This is a genomic window from Photobacterium sp. DA100 (assembly GCF_029223585.1).
Lineage (GTDB): Bacteria > Pseudomonadota > Gammaproteobacteria > Enterobacterales > Vibrionaceae > Photobacterium.
The window spans coordinates 1,757,900-1,772,925 of sequence record NZ_CP119423.1; the positions used below are offsets into that span (position 1 = coordinate 1,757,900).

The following is a 15,026-nucleotide window of genomic DNA, read 5'->3' on the forward strand; positions in this document are numbered from 1 at the left end:
CACAAACATTTACTCACTTTATTGGGTTGTCCGTATTTCACCTATTATTGTCTGCTTGCGACCTGTGATTAATGTTAATCAAATGTTGTACTGTGACGGTATTACTATGAGGTGAATTTTTACTATGAGTGAACCGTGTATTGTCGCCAATCAACAAACGATGCCACATGATTCCAGTCAAGTTGATGATTTGAATGATAAATTCATAGCCTTGCAACGTGCTTTCAGACAAGAACCGTATCCAAGTATTCCATTGAGGAAAGAGCGTCTAACAGCGCTGAAATCCCAGTTGAGCCGCTATCAGCAGCTGCTGGCTGATGCCATGAGCCTTGATTTTGGCTATCGCTCGCACACGGAGTCTATCCTGGCTGACGTGCTGGCGCCGATTTTAGATATCAACCATGTACTCAGTCACATCAAGCGGTGGTCAAAGCCAAGCCGTAGGCCGACAGAGTGGCTATTTAAAGGCAATAAGCTTCAGGTGCGCTATCAACCCAAGGGGATTGTCGGCATTATCTGCCCGTGGAACTTCCCTTTGTATCTATCAATCGGGCCGATGATCACGGCGTTGGCAGCGGGTAATCGCTGCATGATCAAAATGCCACCCAACTGCCCGCAAACCACCGTAGTACTCAAGCGGATGCTGGCCGAGATCTACAGTGAGGATCTGGTGTGTATTATTGAGGGGGAGCATCCCCAAGCGATGGAGATTTCCCACCTGCCTTTCGACCATCTGGTTTTCACTGGCTCACCGGCAAGCGGCAAACATATCATGGCCAATGCTGCGGCCAATTTGACCCCTGTAACGCTTGAGCTGGGGGGTAAGTCACCGGCTATTGTGTTTGATGACTATGAGATAGAAAAAGCAGCTGAACGCATCGCCCACGGCAAAGGGCTCAACTCGGGGCAGATCTGTATTGCCCCGGACTACGCCATGGTACCAAGGGAAAAAGTCGAGAATTTTGTTGCTGCCGTGCAGAAGGCAAACCGAGCAATGTACCCGAGCCTGAGTGGTAACCCCGATATCACGAACTTAGTCGATGAGGCGCAAGAAGCCCGATTTCTGGCGCTGGTGGAGGACGCCGAGCAAAAAGGTGCGGTCATTGTTCGCTGCGGTGAGAAGGGGGAGGGGCGTCAGTATCCGTTGCATATCGTTACTTCACTGTCGCCGGCGATGCGCATTTGCCAAGAGGAAATTTTTGGACCACTGTTACCCGTCTACGGGTATGACGAACTCGATGATGTTGTCGAGCATATCCAGTCGCGGCCCCGGCCACTGGCCTGTTACTTGTTCAGCCATGATACTGAGCGGCGGGAATGGGTGCTGACCCATACCCATAGTGGAGGCGTTACCATCAATGATTGGGGGTGGCATGTACTCAACCATGCAGTGCCTTTTGGTGGTACGGGCAACTCTGGAATAGGTAACTACCATGGAGAAGAAGGTTTTCGTGAACTAAGCCATGCCCGCTCGGTATTGGAAATGAAGCCTTGGTTTCCGATCCAAATTTTCAGTCCACCATATGGCGGCCTGCTACAACGTTTGATATTGCGAATGTTCGTTGGCAAGCCTGATCCCAGCTTGATTGATAAAAAATAATAGCAGTCGTTGTAACTCGTTATTTAAAGGCTCACTAGTGTGAAATAACAGCGCTAGTGGGCCAAGCAGTACCCCTTTTCTAATGTGAAATAAAGCCATAACAAGAGGTCGTAAATGCTGAATCTTGCTGTAAATCTAGAACGCTGTGCAACATTGTATCCATCCAAAAATGCACTAACGTGTGCGGGTCAAAATCTTAGCTTTAGCCAGTTGAACGTGTTGGCCAATCAGATTGCCAACGGGTTGAAAGGGCTCGGCTTGGTGCCCGGGGACAAAGTCGCGCTTTCATCTCCGAACCTGCCGTACTTCCCTGCTATCTATTATGGAATCTTAAAAGCTGGCTGTACGGTCGTGCCTCTTAATGTCTTATTCAAAGCCAGAGAGGTCGCATACCACCTGGAAGACTCAGAAGCAAAAGCCTACTTTTGTTTTGAAGGGACTCCCGAGATGCCGATTGGGGAGATGGGACGTAGTGGGTTTACTCAGGCAAGCAGCTGTAAACACTTTATTCAAATTCCAACCCCCGGACATACTGTGCCTGCTCATGAGGGAGAAATCCATTTTGCTGAGTGGGTCGAGAAGCAATCTACATATTGTGATGTTTACCCCAGTGCCGGGGATGATACTGCGGTGATCCTCTACACCTCGGGCACGACGGGGCGACCGAAGGGGGCAGAGCTGACGCATACGAATATGCTGACCAATGCCATGGCGTCGCAAAATCTGATGCGGCTGTCTAAGCTGGATACGACTCTTATCACCTTGCCGTTATTCCATAGCTTTGGCCAAACAGTGTTGATGAATGCATCGATACTGAGTGGCAGTAGTATGGTCCTGATCCCCAGATTTGATCCCGACGCGGTACTGGAAGCGCTTGATGCGTATCAAGTTACGGTTTTTGCCGGTGTCCCGACGATGTATATCGCCTTGTTGGCGGCTTGTGAACATCATCAATCGCTGATAGAGCGGTTGTCGGAGAAGCTGAGGCTAGGCATTTCTGGCGGCGCCTCTATGCCGGTTGAGATCATTAAGCAATTTGAAAGTCGGTTCAATATTCCGATCCTTGAGGGGTACGGGCTATCTGAAACCGCCCCTGTCGCCACATTTAACCATGTTGATGCCAAGCGTATTCCCGGTAGTGTCGGCCAACCTCTGTGTGCAACGGCGATCAAAATTATTGATTTGAACGGCGATGATGTACCCGCGGGCGAGCTTGGCGAAATCTGTATTAATAGCCCGAGTGTCATGAAGGGCTATTACAACCGTCCGGAAGCCACTGAGGAAGTGTTGGTGGACGGCTGGTTTCGCACCGGGGATATCGGCCGGCTCGATAGTAACGGTTACCTCTACATTGTTGACCGTATAAAGGAAATGATTGTGCGCGGTGGCTATAACGTCTATCCACGCGAGGTAGAAGAAATCCTCATGGCGCACGAAGCCGTGGCAATGGTTGCTGTTGTTGGGTTACCCCATGCCGTACATGGCGAAGAAATACATGCGTTTGTTGTCTTGGATAACAACCACGAAGCGGATGAACAAACCCTCAAGGCATGGTGTAAAGCTCAGTTGGCCGATTATAAATACCCAAGGCACGTTCATTTTAGGGCGCAATTGCCGATGAGTGCGACAGGCAAGATTTTAAAGCGAAAACTCACCGCAGAATAAGTCAGGAGCAGCATGATGAAGGACTATGACTATATTGTTGTCGGCGGTGGCTCAGCAGGCTGTGTACTGGCCGCTCGGTTATCAGAGGACCCGCAAGTGACAGTCTGTTTAGTCGAGGCGGGTGGGACAGATAACAGTATGCTTATTCGTGCGCCTATTGGATCTGTCGCGATGTTGCCCACCAAGCTGAATAACTGGGCCTTTGAGACCGTTCCCCAGCCGGGGCTCAATGGCCGTAAGGGGTATCAGCCCAGAGGAAAAACCTTGGGGGGCTCAAGTTCAATTAACGCCATGATGTACGCCCGGGGACATCAAGCTGATTATGATCATTGGGCTAGCCTCGGCAATGAGGGATGGAGTTACCAAGAGTGCTTGCCGTATTTCAAGAAAGCAGAGAGTAACGAGATCCATGCCGATGAGTACCATGGCCAAGGGGGACCATTGAATGTCACGGATCTCCAGTGCCCGAGCAGCTTGTTAGCGCATTATCTCAACGCTTGTGAGTCAATCGGGATCCCGGCGAACCCCGATGTCAATGGTGAACAGCAGTTCGGCGCCATGGCAACGCAAGTGACCCAGAAAAACGGTGAGCGATGCAGCGCGGCAAGGGCGTACCTCACGCCCAATAGAGATCGTGAGAATCTGACGGTGTTGACCAAGGCAACCACAACGCGCGTGGTGGTTGAAGGTAAGCGAGCCGTGGGGGTGGAATACAGTAAAGGAGGCCAGCACAAGGTCATTACCGCAACCCAAGAAGTGATTATCAGCGCCGGGGCGTTTGGCTCTCCGCAATTGCTGCAACTTTCGGGGATAGGGCGCGGAAAAGATATTGCTCCCTTGGGTATTGATGTGATCCATGAATTGCCGGGGGTTGGTGAAAATTTGCAGGATCATATCGATTTAGTTCACAGCTTCGAATGCTGCAGCCGGTATGACACGTTTGGTTTCTCTTCAAGAATGCTGGCCACCATGAGCAAGGCTCTGCCGCAATGGCTGCTCAAGCGTCGTGGGAAAGTAACCAGCAATTTTGCCGAAGGGATCGGTTTCTTTTATTCAGAACCCAATGTCACCATTCCTGATCTTGAATTCGTGTTTGTGGTCGCCATCGTTGATGACCACGCCCGTAAAATTCATCTTCAGCACGGTTTTAGCTGCCATTTAACGTTATTGAGACCCAAAAGCCGGGGTACCGTCAAGCTGGAGAGCGCCGATCCGTTTGCGCCGCCCCGGATTGATCCCCAATTCTTCTCTCATCCCGATGATCTGCCAGTGATGATTGCGGGGTGGAAAAAACAGAAACAGATGCTGATGAGCAAGGCATTCGACGGAATCAGAGGGGCAGAGCTATATCCCGTTGATGAGTGCGACAATGCCGCAATAGAGCAAGATATTCGTAATAGAGCCGATACACAATACCATCCCGTCGGGACATGTAAAATGGGGCCAAGCTCTGATCCTATGGCTGTTGTCGATAGTGAGCTGCGAGTCCATGGCCTGGAAGGATTGAGGGTGGTAGACGCATCAATCATGCCGACCTTGGTGGGGGCAAACACCAATGCCCCGACAATTATGATTGCGGAAAAAGCGGCCGACAAAATAAAAGCGGCACGCACTGAGAAATGGCAGCGCACCAAGCAAGCCGGTACGGCTGATAAAAGCCACTCAGTGGCTGAGCTTGGAGAATAATGGCAAAGCCCGTGTTATCTCCAACCGATGAAATGGGGGGAGATAACACAGCTCTGAGAATTTAAGCCAGGGGCTCACGATACAGAACACGCAGGCCTCGTTGGGTTAACTGCTTTGCAAACGCGTTTATCTGAGACGCGCTGCAAGGCGGCCACTCAAGGGCCGGGCCCGTTACCCCATGGTGCTGAAAGGCATTTAGCCTGATAGTTGTGCGTAGCGGAAGGGCTGATAAATAGTGCGCCAACGCATCAATTTCCTGCTCGAAATCTGTGATCGCCGGGATATGCAGCAGTCTGACTTCTTCCAGCTTATCGTGCTTGCCAAGCCAATCGATAGTTTGCATTACCCTGTGATGGCTGCGACCTGTCAGCCAACGGTGGGTTTCTTCCTGCCACGCTTTCAGATCAACCATCGCGCCGTCCAATACCGGTAGCAGTTTCTCCCATCCAGTTCGGCTCAGGCTTCCGTTGGAATCTACCATGCAGGTGAGATGGCGCAAGCTTGGATCGGCCTTGATTGCGTTAAAGAGTTCGACAATGAACGGCAGCTGAAGCGTAGCCTCGCCACCACTGACGGTGATCCCCGATAAAAACAGCTGATGCTTGCGGACAAGCTGCAATATGTCATTAACATTCATGGTTTGGGTCTTGGGATTCGACTGGTTAGGACAAACGGCCAAGCAGCGATCGCAATGGGTGCATAGCTCTGCATTCCACCTGATGTGGCCTTCACTCATCGAAAGCGCATTGCTTGGGCAGGGGGCAACGCAGTCCCCGCAGTGGTTGCAGATCCCGATAGTATGCGGGTTGTGGCAATTCTTGCACTGGTAGTTACACCCTTGCAGGAAGATAACGAGCCTGTTGCCAGGCCCGTCGACACACGAGAAATTGAGGATCTTACTGACTGTCGCAGTAGCGCGGCGCTTGCTCATGGCTCACAACTCGTGGTTTGCGATTGAGGATACCGGTATTCGCGGCAGCCTCAGCGCCTAGTCCGGTGGTGTTGGTGCGGGAGCCTTGCTCTTTGAACTTGGCGATATCGGACAGTTTGATCATGTAGCCAGTCACGCGGACCAGATCGTTGGAGTGGACATTGGCGGTAAACTCACGAAAGCCGATAGCTAGCGCGCCTTTACAGAGCTGATACATGGCCTCAGGGTTGGATTTGACCGTTTCATCAATGGTCAGAATATCGCTGATACCGGATGTATAGTACTGGTGATGCTGAGCCAATGCCTGGATATGGCTTACCGGATCCGGCTCGGTGCCATATGGGATGCGAACGCCCGGAGTGACATCTTCATCAAGGCTGATCCCGCCTTGGGCATGAAGCAGGGCGCGGCCATGGTAGCCATATTTAACCGGTGTGGATGTGACAATGTCACTCAGGGCTTTAGAGATTCGGTGGCCGAGTTCATTTGCTGCCGGCTGGTGGCCATACTTTTCGGCCCGGCCGTCTTTTTCCAGCAGGGTATTAACCGCTTCTGCCATGCCATAGATGCCAAACATCGGAGCAAAACGGCTTTCGTCAATTAAGCCCTCCTGCACTAAAAAGCTATTAAAGAAGCCTGATTGCTCGTGCAAATAAGCTGAGCGGGCCTCGATCAGCTCGTACATGGTTTGGCAGTAGTTCGGCAGGGTTGCGTGAAAGAAGTCTTCGCTTGATGACGCCTTGCGTGCGACTTCTTTGAGGTTCATGCGAACCAGGGTGTTGGCCCCGCCTGCCAATGGCAGTGAGTTATAGCAACTGACAATACCGAAGCCGGTGTTGTCATAGGCATGGGCGTGGATAGGGTAGTTAGCAATATGTGGTTTGCTGCACTCGCAGATGTTGTGGCTGGCCTGCCGCAGGAGAGCGTCTGGCGTGATCTCCGGATCATACATAAAGGTCAAGTTAGGGGCGACCTGCTTGAGCTCGGCATCGACGCGGAGAATAGTACGGCAGATGACATTGTCCGTTGGACCGATATTTACGTGCATGAAAGCATCTGGCAGGGTGCGATCAAGCATGATCCAGAACAGGCGCAGCTTGCGGTAAATTGTTTCTGCATCGAGCCCTTCGGCGTAAGGCAGTAAGACATCATCGAGTTGGCCAAGGTAGACAGGAATATTCGTGACCGATGGTACATGGTGATAGAGGATAGTCAGATGGTTAAGTGCTTCGTCGAAATCCTTGGCAGGTGGCAATTCTAAATATACAGAGCCTTGCTGAAGGAACTTGGCATAATCCGGCAGGACATAGCGTGGTTTGAAAGGCGCATTACCTTCAAACATATCACACAAGATATTGTCTTCAATCGCGGTTTTGACCGACTCCGTGATCTCTGGATAGGGCAGGCTGGCATCGGCTTCTAAGGCAAGGTATTGGCTCTTTTGCTTCGGAGAAAGAGTCGGGTCGTTGATGATTTGTCTGAATTTATCTTGAATGCTCATGCTATTAACCATGTTTGAATTATGGTTAATATCATAAATTGGCCATCTGATTTCTTGAAGTGAAAAGATATAAACCTGCAGTTTCCATAATGGAAAACAAGTGCATTTTTTTAATGTTTTTTAAACCATAGTAGTTAGAAAAGTAAATTATATATTAGCTAGTTAGGAGATATTTACTGTTGTTTTTTCGAGTTTTTTTGTGGTTTGAAAGTTGCCGTTTTGTCAATTCTTTGACTAAAACTTGATATAACAAGGAGGCGTTAAAGCGAACTTGTTATAAGTTGCAATGCAGGAGGCACGAGCGACCTTGGTTTGCCTGAGCAGGAATTCGTGATGTTTTGCGTTATTAAAAGAATAAAAACAGCATTAGAAAAGATTATGGCATTAGGTAGCATTTTCTTTGTTACTGCTATATGTGCACAATCAGTTAAACAGGATGTCAGGCTGGATTATTCTTTAATCGAGCCAGTCAAAATCTACAGTTCTCAGCAAATATGTCCTCAATTCGCAGGCTCAGTGTGTTTTACTGATCTCACAGAAAAAGTTTATGCAAACAATGGTTTTCTTCCGCTGTGGGAAGATAATGCGCTACGGCAAGGGTTATATACTAAACTCACTATCCTCCGGTTATCAGGCCTTTTTATAGGTATTAATCAACGTATAGCAGAGCTGAAGGCCTTAGAGGCAAATCAAGATAAGAGGGGATTTGATATCCTTGCGACCGATAGTTATTGGGTTGTCAAAGCTGTGGAGCAATTGATTGAGGATAATCCGACATTGTTGTTTCGTCATAAAGAGGTGCCACCACTAGGTCACAATCAAGTGGTCGACTACACCTCTGAGTATGGTTTTTTTGAGTTGGAGCAAACTCGATTTTTAAACCGACTCTATGCAGATTTGGCTCTGCCTAGATTGTCTCAAACCGCCATTCGTCTGGCACAGTCTTTTTTTGATTTAGCATCACACGAATACCAGCCAATAAAACGGGGCTTAATTAAACAGGGGCAAGTCATTCCCAACGGGCATGCACTGTTAGAAGTGCTTAACACCTATGGCGATATTAATATAGATGATTACCTGATTGCTCGGGAGCAATACTCGATCATAAACACAGGTGCTGTTAACCAAGCTATTCGGCGTTTTCAGTTACGGAACGGCCTTGAGGATGATGGAATCATTGGTTCTGCAACGTCACAGCAGGTTGCTTTGCCTTATCAAGAGGTGGCACGCCTAATAGCACTTAACCACTACCGCAGCCAGTTGGGTGCGACTGGCAATGAGCGGCCGATTATACGGGTGAACATTCCTGATTACCGGTTGCAAATAACCCATCAGCAAGAAGTTGTTTTTGAGTCCAGAGTCATCGTAGGACGAACAGCCCGGCCAACGAACCTGTTTTCATCGTCGATGAATATCATGGTGGTCAACCCGTACTGGAATGTTCCAGAAACGATCAAGACCAAAGATGTGATCCCGGGAATGAAGGCTTCATCAGATTACTTACAACAAACGAACCTGAAAATGATCCGTAGCTGGGATGATCGGACTGAAATTTCTCCCGAGATGGTGGAATGGAGCAATGTTGATCCCAATACCTTCCCGTATGAGTTTATGCAGAGTCCCGGCCGAGGTAATGCTCTTGGCAATGTAAAATTTCTCATGCCCAATGATTTCTCCGTCTACCTGCATGACACGCCATCCAGAAGTTTATTCAACAAAGCCAGGCGTAACCTGAGCTCGGGCTGTGTTCGGGTCGAGAAGGCTGCGGAGCTGGCTGAGTATGTCTTGGATTACCAGCAGCGGCCAAGCTGGCGTAACTACCAGCAACTGGTCAGTGACGGCAGAACCAATACTATCACGCTGCCGCGTAAGATTGATGTCGATGTGACGTATGTGACTGCCTGGGTTGATGAAAATAACCAACTACAGTTGCGGGAAGACATCTATGGTTACGACAGACCAATTAAGAGACCGGTTAAACTGCAATATTCAACAGTGAAAAACTATAGGCAATAGAGTCGCTAAAACTTGAGCTTGGCTGACAAAGTTGCACTCTATGGCGGTATATGGCGATCAGTTTGGTATACTTTCTCGTTTAAATTTACCCAGTGAGCTCAGGCTACCGCTTAAACCGTAGCTGTTAGCACCAGGATGGGTTATTCGAAGTAAAAATAGGAACTATAATAAATGCCTCTGCTGCAACGCATTAGCTTAACCATATTCTTAGTCACTATTCTTAATGGATGTGCGTCACTCTCTGATGAGGTAAAGCACCAGGTTGGGCCACCGGTCTCGCGGTCAACCAGCACATTATCATCGCTGACTGATACCTATCGACCGCAAAGTCCTAAGCAAGGCACGAGTGCCGTTGTGTTGCAAGAGTCCGGCTGGGATGCGCTGGCCCAGCGGCTAGCGCTAATCGAAACCGCTGAGCAAAGCATCGATATCCAGTATTACATTTGGAACTCAGATGCGTCGGGTAAATACCTGGCGACCAGGTTGATAGCCGCCGCGAACCGCGGGGTGAAAGTGCGTGTCATGCTTGATGATATCAACCTCAACGAGCGAGAAGATCTGCTAACAGCGCTCGATTCTCACCCTTTTATCGAAATACGTGTCTTTAACCCTATTCCCACCCGCCGTGGTGTTGCAAAGTGGCTCAATGTGTTGGGGGATTTCTCCCGCCTGAATCGCCGCATGCACAACAAGTCCTTCACCGTCGATGGGGCTATGTCGGTTGTCGGAGGGCGTAATATCGGTGATGAATATTTTGATCTTTCCGATGATATTAATTTCCGTGACCGTGATGTATTGGTTATGGGGCCAGTGGTTAATGATATCCAAACTAGTTTTGTCGACTATTGGGATAGCCGTTGGTCTTATCCTGTCAGCATGCTGGGTGGGGAAGCAACAATTGAACTGGCGGATTTAGATAAAGTCTATGCGCCGCGCTATAAGCATTACCCGGTATTGCCTGAAGGAAAAGAGGTCGCTTATCGTTTTCTGCAAGAGTTAATGAGCGAGATGACTTGGGTCAACGCGCGTTATGTGGCCGACCAGCCTGTTCCGGATGATGTTGACAATACCGATGCACCCAAAAAGACAGCCAGAGTTTTGTCGGACTTAGCACTGCAGTCTGAGCAAGAAATCATCGTGGAGTCGGCATATCTGGTTTTCGATGATCGCCAGTTGGCTGGTCTTGAGGATCTAACGAGTGAAGGTGTTGTCGTAAAGGCATTGACTAACTCTATGGTCTCGAACGATCTCATCACCAATCATTCAGGCTATGCGGGGCGCCGTCAGGACATGCTAGAGAATGGCATGCAGTTGTTTGAGTTAAAACCGGAAACCAGTCTATGTGAGGAGTCTACTAAAGATGCTTCTAAATGTGCGCCCTCAACCCCTTATGGCCTGCATTCTAAGTCCGTAGTATTTGACCGGCAAATCGCTGGGATCGGCTCCTTTAACTTTAACTTGCGCTCAACCTATCTCAATACCGAATCTATTCTGGTGATAGACAATCAAAGCATCGCCGATTCGCTTGCTGATGACATTGAGGCGGCAATGGAGGACGAGAATAGCTGGCGTCTGAGCTTGGAAGAAGGCAGCGTCCGGTGGTATTCCGGTTCAGAAAGCTGGGACAGCGAGCCAGATACTGGTCAGTGGGAGCGCATTAAGTCTCGACTGTTACAGTTATTCCCAATAGAAAAGTACTTGTGAGTTGAACAGCGAGGGTTCAGGCTATGATGGTAAAACTAGACTCAGTAAAAATAATAGGAATAACAATGAAAAAGACACTTCTTACCGCAGCATTATTGTTTTCAGCCCCTCATGTTATGGCAAGCGGGAACGCTGACATGTTCCCTGAAATGCCGGGCTTCACCAAGCATGTGATCCAGCTTGATGAGGTTGATAACGAAAGCCAAACCCGCCGGGTTCAAATCATCGCTGACAGTGTTATGAAGGTAGATTGCAACATCAAAGCACTGCCGATGGACTTTGAGCGACGCTCGCTGGAAGGGTGGGGATACTCATACTATGTGATGAAAAAACAAACGAACTATGCCAGTACAATGATGGCTTGCGAGAAAGAAGCCACTGATACCAACCTGCAGTTCCACAGTGATCTGCTGCGCTATAACTCAAAGCTTCCTTTGGTTATTTATGCCGAGGATGATGTTGACGTTGACTACTCTGTGTGGGCGCCAATGCAGTAACCTCTTTTTCCTTCCTTCGACACCAATGCCTTTTGGGCATTGGTGTTTTTGTCACTTTCAATACAACCTTTGAACCCATGGTTTCCTATTCTAGGTATTGGAACTCAAGGAGGTTGTTATAGCTTACCAATCGTTTGACTTGCCAGCTCAACTCACTGATTTTGATATCGATATTGCAACGCTGTTTCTGACCAAATTTTGATTGGTAGGCCAGATCGCCATTTTCCACTTCCTTTTTCCGCACTTAACGTAGAATTTTTCACCTCACCCTTATTTGATTTAGACAGCAAGCTCACTCTTGTCTTGAGCGAGCGAGGTGAAACTGACCTTGAAGATACAAAGCGAATCGGTAACCGGGCGACGGTTTGTGATCACCACCGAAGTTAAATCCAGTCATACAACTCAAGCAGTAGTCTTCAGGGAACTCGGGAAACACGGTTAATGGGGCTTGTTCTTATCGGTTGATTTTGAAGAGAATCTTACTGCCTTGTACTGAGAGTTTTATTTTTTTGGCGCGAATTGATAAAAAACTCTCACGGAGGAGAAGTAATTTAGTGGCATAGCCGAAAACGAAGAGGAGCTGTGCTATGTCTCACCAGTTTAATCAATACCGTCAATTACTTAACCAATCATTTGATCATGCAGTGGCCTACCTTGAGTCATTACCAGAGCGTCCGGTTGATAAGCATGTGACATCTGATGCATTGCGACAGGCTATCGGCGGTGAGCTACCACAAGCGCCGAGTTGTCCTGATACTGTTCTAAACCAGCTAGCTGTGAATGTGGAACAAGGTCTGATTGGCTCTGGTGGCCCAAGGTTCTTTGGCTATGCCATTGGCAGTGCTTTCCCTGTGTCTATGGCCGCGGATTGGCTGGTCAGTGCGTGGGATCAGAATGTGCCTTATTACGTTTCAAGCCCATCGATGGCCATTGTCGAAGAAACCGCAGCGGAGTGGGTGCTGGAGCTGCTCGGCTTATCTGAACGCGCAGGCCTTGGTTTTACTTCTGGCGCGCAGGAAGCAATCTATACTGCATTGATCACCGCACGTAATACCTTGTTGCAGCGCGCTGGCTGGGATGTCGCCAAGCAAGGTCTGTACGGTGCGCCACGTATTAATGTTGTCGTGAGCGATCAAATTCACTCTACCATTAAGCGTGCTCTGTCGATGATCGGCATTGGCCTTGAAGATATCCATACTATTCCGACTGACGATAACCTCCGGATCATTGAGGATCATATCCCAGAAGTCCTGTCTCGTTGCGAAGGGCCAACGCTTGTTTGTGCGCAAGCCGGATGTATCGACTCTGGTGCCTTCGACCCGTTTGATGCACTGGCTGATGCTGTTGAGAGTCATCCAAATGCATGGCTGCATGTGGACGGTGCTATTGGGCTGTGGGCGGCAGTAAGTGACAAGCAGAAATACCTGGTTAAGGGTATTGAGCGAGTAGACTCCATCGATACCGACGGTCACAAGTGGTTCAACATGCCTTATGACTGCGGTCTGGTCATTGTAAAGGATGCATCGGCGTTGGCCTGTGCCATGGGCGGCAGCAACATGGGGGACTACCTCAATGACGCGATGGCCAAACCGGATCGCAATGCGATCAACTTTGGTATTTCCGCTTCTCGTCGTGCCCGCGGGGTACCGGTGTATGCGGCAATTAAAGCACTGGGTAAATCAGGCATTGAACAACATCTTGATAATTGCTGTGAGCTTGCCCAGCGCATGGCCGATAAGTTACGTGCCGTCGAGGGGATCACCATTCTGAATGATGTGGTCTCTAACCGCTTCTCAGCCCAATTCGGAACGGGCAACGACGAACAGCGCAACCAGCTCACCGAGCGCGTGGTACACCGCTTGCAGCAGGAAGGTTTCTGTTATCCGTCCACATCTGGCTACAAAGGGCTGAAGACCATGTTGTTCTCGGTGTTGAGCTGCCATACCAACGAGCAGGATATTGACCTTTCGGCAGAGAAAATTATCGCTGCATTCGAGATCGAACGTGAGCTTGTCAATCAAGCTGGCCAGCCAAAACACGCTGAGGCTGTAGCGCAGGCTGAGTGCTGAATAGCACTTCTGAGTTGTGGTTTTTAATCGACTGTGATGGGAAAAGAAATGAAAGTATTAGTTAAAAATGCCGCCTTGTTTGATGGCGAAAACGAAGCGCTACGCCATGATTGTAGTTTGCTGGTGGAAGATGGGGTGATCACTAAGATTTACCAGTACGAGGCTGTGCTCGAAGATGTTGATCAAACCATAGATGCCGCAGGCTACACGGTGATCCCGGGCCTTATTGATGCCCATACCCATATTGCACTGTCTGATAGCTTCGACAAGATTGATCTGATGACGCAGGAAGAAGTAGCTGTCCGTTCGACAGTGATTGCCAAGGAGATGCTGGAGCGCGGCTTTACCTCGGTGCGTGATGTTGGCAGTAACTGTTATGGCCTTAAGCAAAGCATCGACAATGGCTTCGTGCCGGGGCCAAGGATTTACCCGAGTTATGCGGGGATCTCGCAAACTTGTGGTCATGCGGACTATCGCCAGAACCGTGCGCAGCGTTCAAACTTCAATCGCGGCATCGAAGATTCCAGCTTTATGCGCCAGGGGCATCTGATTCTGGCTGATGGTGTGCCAGAGTGCTTGAAGCGCACCCGTGATCAAATATTCAAAGGTGCATCGCAAATCAAGGTCTTCGGCGGGGGCGGCGCTTCGTCATTGTTCGACCCACTGGATACGATCCAATACACCCGTGATGAACTGCGAGCCATCGTTGAAACCGTGACAAATTACGGGTCGTATGTCTGTAGTCATATCCATGCCCAGCCGGCAATGAAAATCGCGATTGAGGAAGGGGTGAAGTCGTTGGAGCACGCCACTTTTATGGATGATGAAGTCGCCAGCATGTGCCTTGACAATGATGTTTGGGTGGTACCGCAATATGCCACGGCTGAGCTGATTGCCAATCGCATGATCCCGCTAGGTAGTGAGATTTTGTATCAGAAAACTGAGCGTGTCGGCAAAGGTTTGTTAAAGCAGGCTGAGTTGGTAGATAAATACGGTTTGAAATGTGCCTTTGGTACAGATTTAGTCGGCACACCCGAAGTGCATGCCAAGCAGAACATGGAGTTCTCTGCGCGTAAGAAGTATTTCGGCTCGTTCAGAGGTATCAAGCAGGCTACGTCAGACACCGGTGAGTTGTTGAAAATGTCTGGGCTATTGGATCCTTATCCAGAAGCCAAGTTGGGTGTACTGTGTCCGGGGGCATTTGCCGATATGCTGTTTGTTAAAGGAAATCCGGTGGCAGACCTCGATATCCTGGCCAACCCCGATAACATCAAGGTGGTCATGAAAGGTGGTGCTGTCTTTAAAGATATTCGCGAGTAGAAATGCCTCTGATTATCTAGCATCTTGATGAAATAAG

The 15,026-nt window shown here is 49.2% G+C and carries 10 protein-coding genes; 8 read left to right on the top strand and 2 right to left on the bottom strand.

Annotated features, from left to right (window positions below; translation table 11 throughout):
• Nucleotides 1-160: 160 nt before the first annotated feature.
• The 3 genes from PTW35_RS08205 to PTW35_RS08215 all read left to right on the top strand — a co-directional run bounded on the left by PTW35_RS08205 (nucleotide 161) and on the right by PTW35_RS08215 (nucleotide 4,951).
• Nucleotides 161-1,600, top strand: coding sequence for a coniferyl aldehyde dehydrogenase (locus PTW35_RS08205; RefSeq protein ID WP_281027464.1), 1,440 nt, complete (start codon nucleotides 161-163; stop codon nucleotides 1,598-1,600).
• 114 nt (nucleotides 1,601-1,714) lie between these two features.
• Nucleotides 1,715-3,265: a long-chain fatty acid--CoA ligase gene (locus PTW35_RS08210; RefSeq protein WP_281027263.1), complete on the top strand. Its 1,551-nt coding sequence runs from the start codon at nucleotides 1,715-1,717 to the stop codon at nucleotides 3,263-3,265.
• 15 nt (nucleotides 3,266-3,280) lie between these two features.
• Nucleotides 3,281-4,951, top strand: a complete 1,671-nt coding sequence (locus PTW35_RS08215) for a choline dehydrogenase (protein WP_281027465.1) — start codon at nucleotides 3,281-3,283, stop codon at nucleotides 4,949-4,951.
• Between the two features lie 61 nt (nucleotides 4,952-5,012).
• On the opposite strand, the gene PTW35_RS08220 is transcribed toward PTW35_RS08215, so the two are convergent.
• Nucleotides 5,013-5,882 (bottom strand): YjjW family glycine radical enzyme activase, encoded by an 870-nt coding sequence (locus PTW35_RS08220; protein ID WP_281027264.1) that lies wholly within the window; start codon nucleotides 5,880-5,882, stop codon nucleotides 5,013-5,015.
• The gene (locus tag PTW35_RS08225) at nucleotides 5,848-7,383 is read right to left on the bottom strand and encodes a YjjI family glycine radical enzyme (RefSeq protein ID WP_281027265.1); all 1,536 of its coding nucleotides are present in this window, start codon (nucleotides 7,381-7,383) and stop codon (nucleotides 5,848-5,850) included. Before PTW35_RS08225 ends, PTW35_RS08220 begins: the two co-directional genes overlap by 35 nt.
• A gap of 333 nt (nucleotides 7,384-7,716) precedes the next feature.
• On the opposite strand from PTW35_RS08225, the gene PTW35_RS08230 reads away from it, so the two are divergent.
• The 5 genes from PTW35_RS08230 to PTW35_RS08250 all read left to right on the top strand — a co-directional run bounded on the left by PTW35_RS08230 (nucleotide 7,717) and on the right by PTW35_RS08250 (nucleotide 14,989).
• Nucleotides 7,717-9,399 (top strand): L,D-transpeptidase family protein, encoded by a 1,683-nt coding sequence (locus PTW35_RS08230; protein WP_281027266.1) that lies wholly within the window; start codon nucleotides 7,717-7,719, stop codon nucleotides 9,397-9,399.
• 171 nt (nucleotides 9,400-9,570) lie between these two features.
• The gene (locus PTW35_RS08235; RefSeq protein WP_281027267.1) at nucleotides 9,571-11,103 is read left to right on the top strand and encodes a phospholipase D family protein; all 1,533 of its coding nucleotides are present in this window, start codon (nucleotides 9,571-9,573) and stop codon (nucleotides 11,101-11,103) included.
• Between the two features lie 65 nt (nucleotides 11,104-11,168).
• Entirely contained in the window at nucleotides 11,169-11,600 is a 432-nt protein-coding gene (locus PTW35_RS08240; protein ID WP_281027268.1) for an ecotin family protein, read from the top strand.
• Nucleotides 11,601-12,187: 587 nt separating this feature from the next.
• Nucleotides 12,188-13,669 carry an aminotransferase class V-fold PLP-dependent enzyme gene (locus tag PTW35_RS08245; RefSeq protein ID WP_281027269.1) on the top strand — a complete coding sequence of 494 codons (1,482 nt, stop codon included), beginning with the start codon at nucleotides 12,188-12,190 and terminating at the stop codon, nucleotides 13,667-13,669.
• A 48-nt stretch (nucleotides 13,670-13,717) separates the two neighbouring features.
• Nucleotides 13,718-14,989 carry an amidohydrolase family protein gene (locus tag PTW35_RS08250; RefSeq protein WP_044623238.1) on the top strand — a complete coding sequence of 424 codons (1,272 nt, stop codon included), beginning with the start codon at nucleotides 13,718-13,720 and terminating at the stop codon, nucleotides 14,987-14,989.
• Nucleotides 14,990-15,026 lie beyond the last annotated feature (37 nt).

What these genes read in the sequence shown, in the direction of transcription:
- PTW35_RS08225 (WP_281027265.1), bottom strand. Translation starts at nt 7,383, where the DNA reads ATGAGCATTCAAGATAAATTCAGACAAATCATCAACGACCCGACTCTT.
- PTW35_RS08245 (WP_281027269.1), top strand. Translation starts at nt 12,188, where the DNA reads ATGTCTCACCAGTTTAATCAATACCGTCAATTACTTAACCAATCATTT.
- PTW35_RS08235 (WP_281027267.1), top strand. Translation starts at nt 9,571, where the DNA reads ATGCCTCTGCTGCAACGCATTAGCTTAACCATATTCTTAGTCACTATT.
- PTW35_RS08205 (WP_281027464.1), top strand. Translation starts at nt 161, where the DNA reads ATGCCACATGATTCCAGTCAAGTTGATGATTTGAATGATAAATTCATA.
- PTW35_RS08220 (WP_281027264.1), bottom strand. Translation starts at nt 5,882, where the DNA reads ATGAGCAAGCGCCGCGCTACTGCGACAGTCAGTAAGATCCTCAATTTC.
- PTW35_RS08215 (WP_281027465.1), top strand. Translation starts at nt 3,281, where the DNA reads ATGAAGGACTATGACTATATTGTTGTCGGCGGTGGCTCAGCAGGCTGT.
- PTW35_RS08240 (WP_281027268.1), top strand. Translation starts at nt 11,169, where the DNA reads ATGAAAAAGACACTTCTTACCGCAGCATTATTGTTTTCAGCCCCTCAT.
- PTW35_RS08250 (WP_044623238.1), top strand. Translation starts at nt 13,718, where the DNA reads ATGAAAGTATTAGTTAAAAATGCCGCCTTGTTTGATGGCGAAAACGAA.
- PTW35_RS08210 (WP_281027263.1), top strand. Translation starts at nt 1,715, where the DNA reads ATGCTGAATCTTGCTGTAAATCTAGAACGCTGTGCAACATTGTATCCA.
- PTW35_RS08230 (WP_281027266.1), top strand. Translation starts at nt 7,717, where the DNA reads ATGTTTTGCGTTATTAAAAGAATAAAAACAGCATTAGAAAAGATTATG.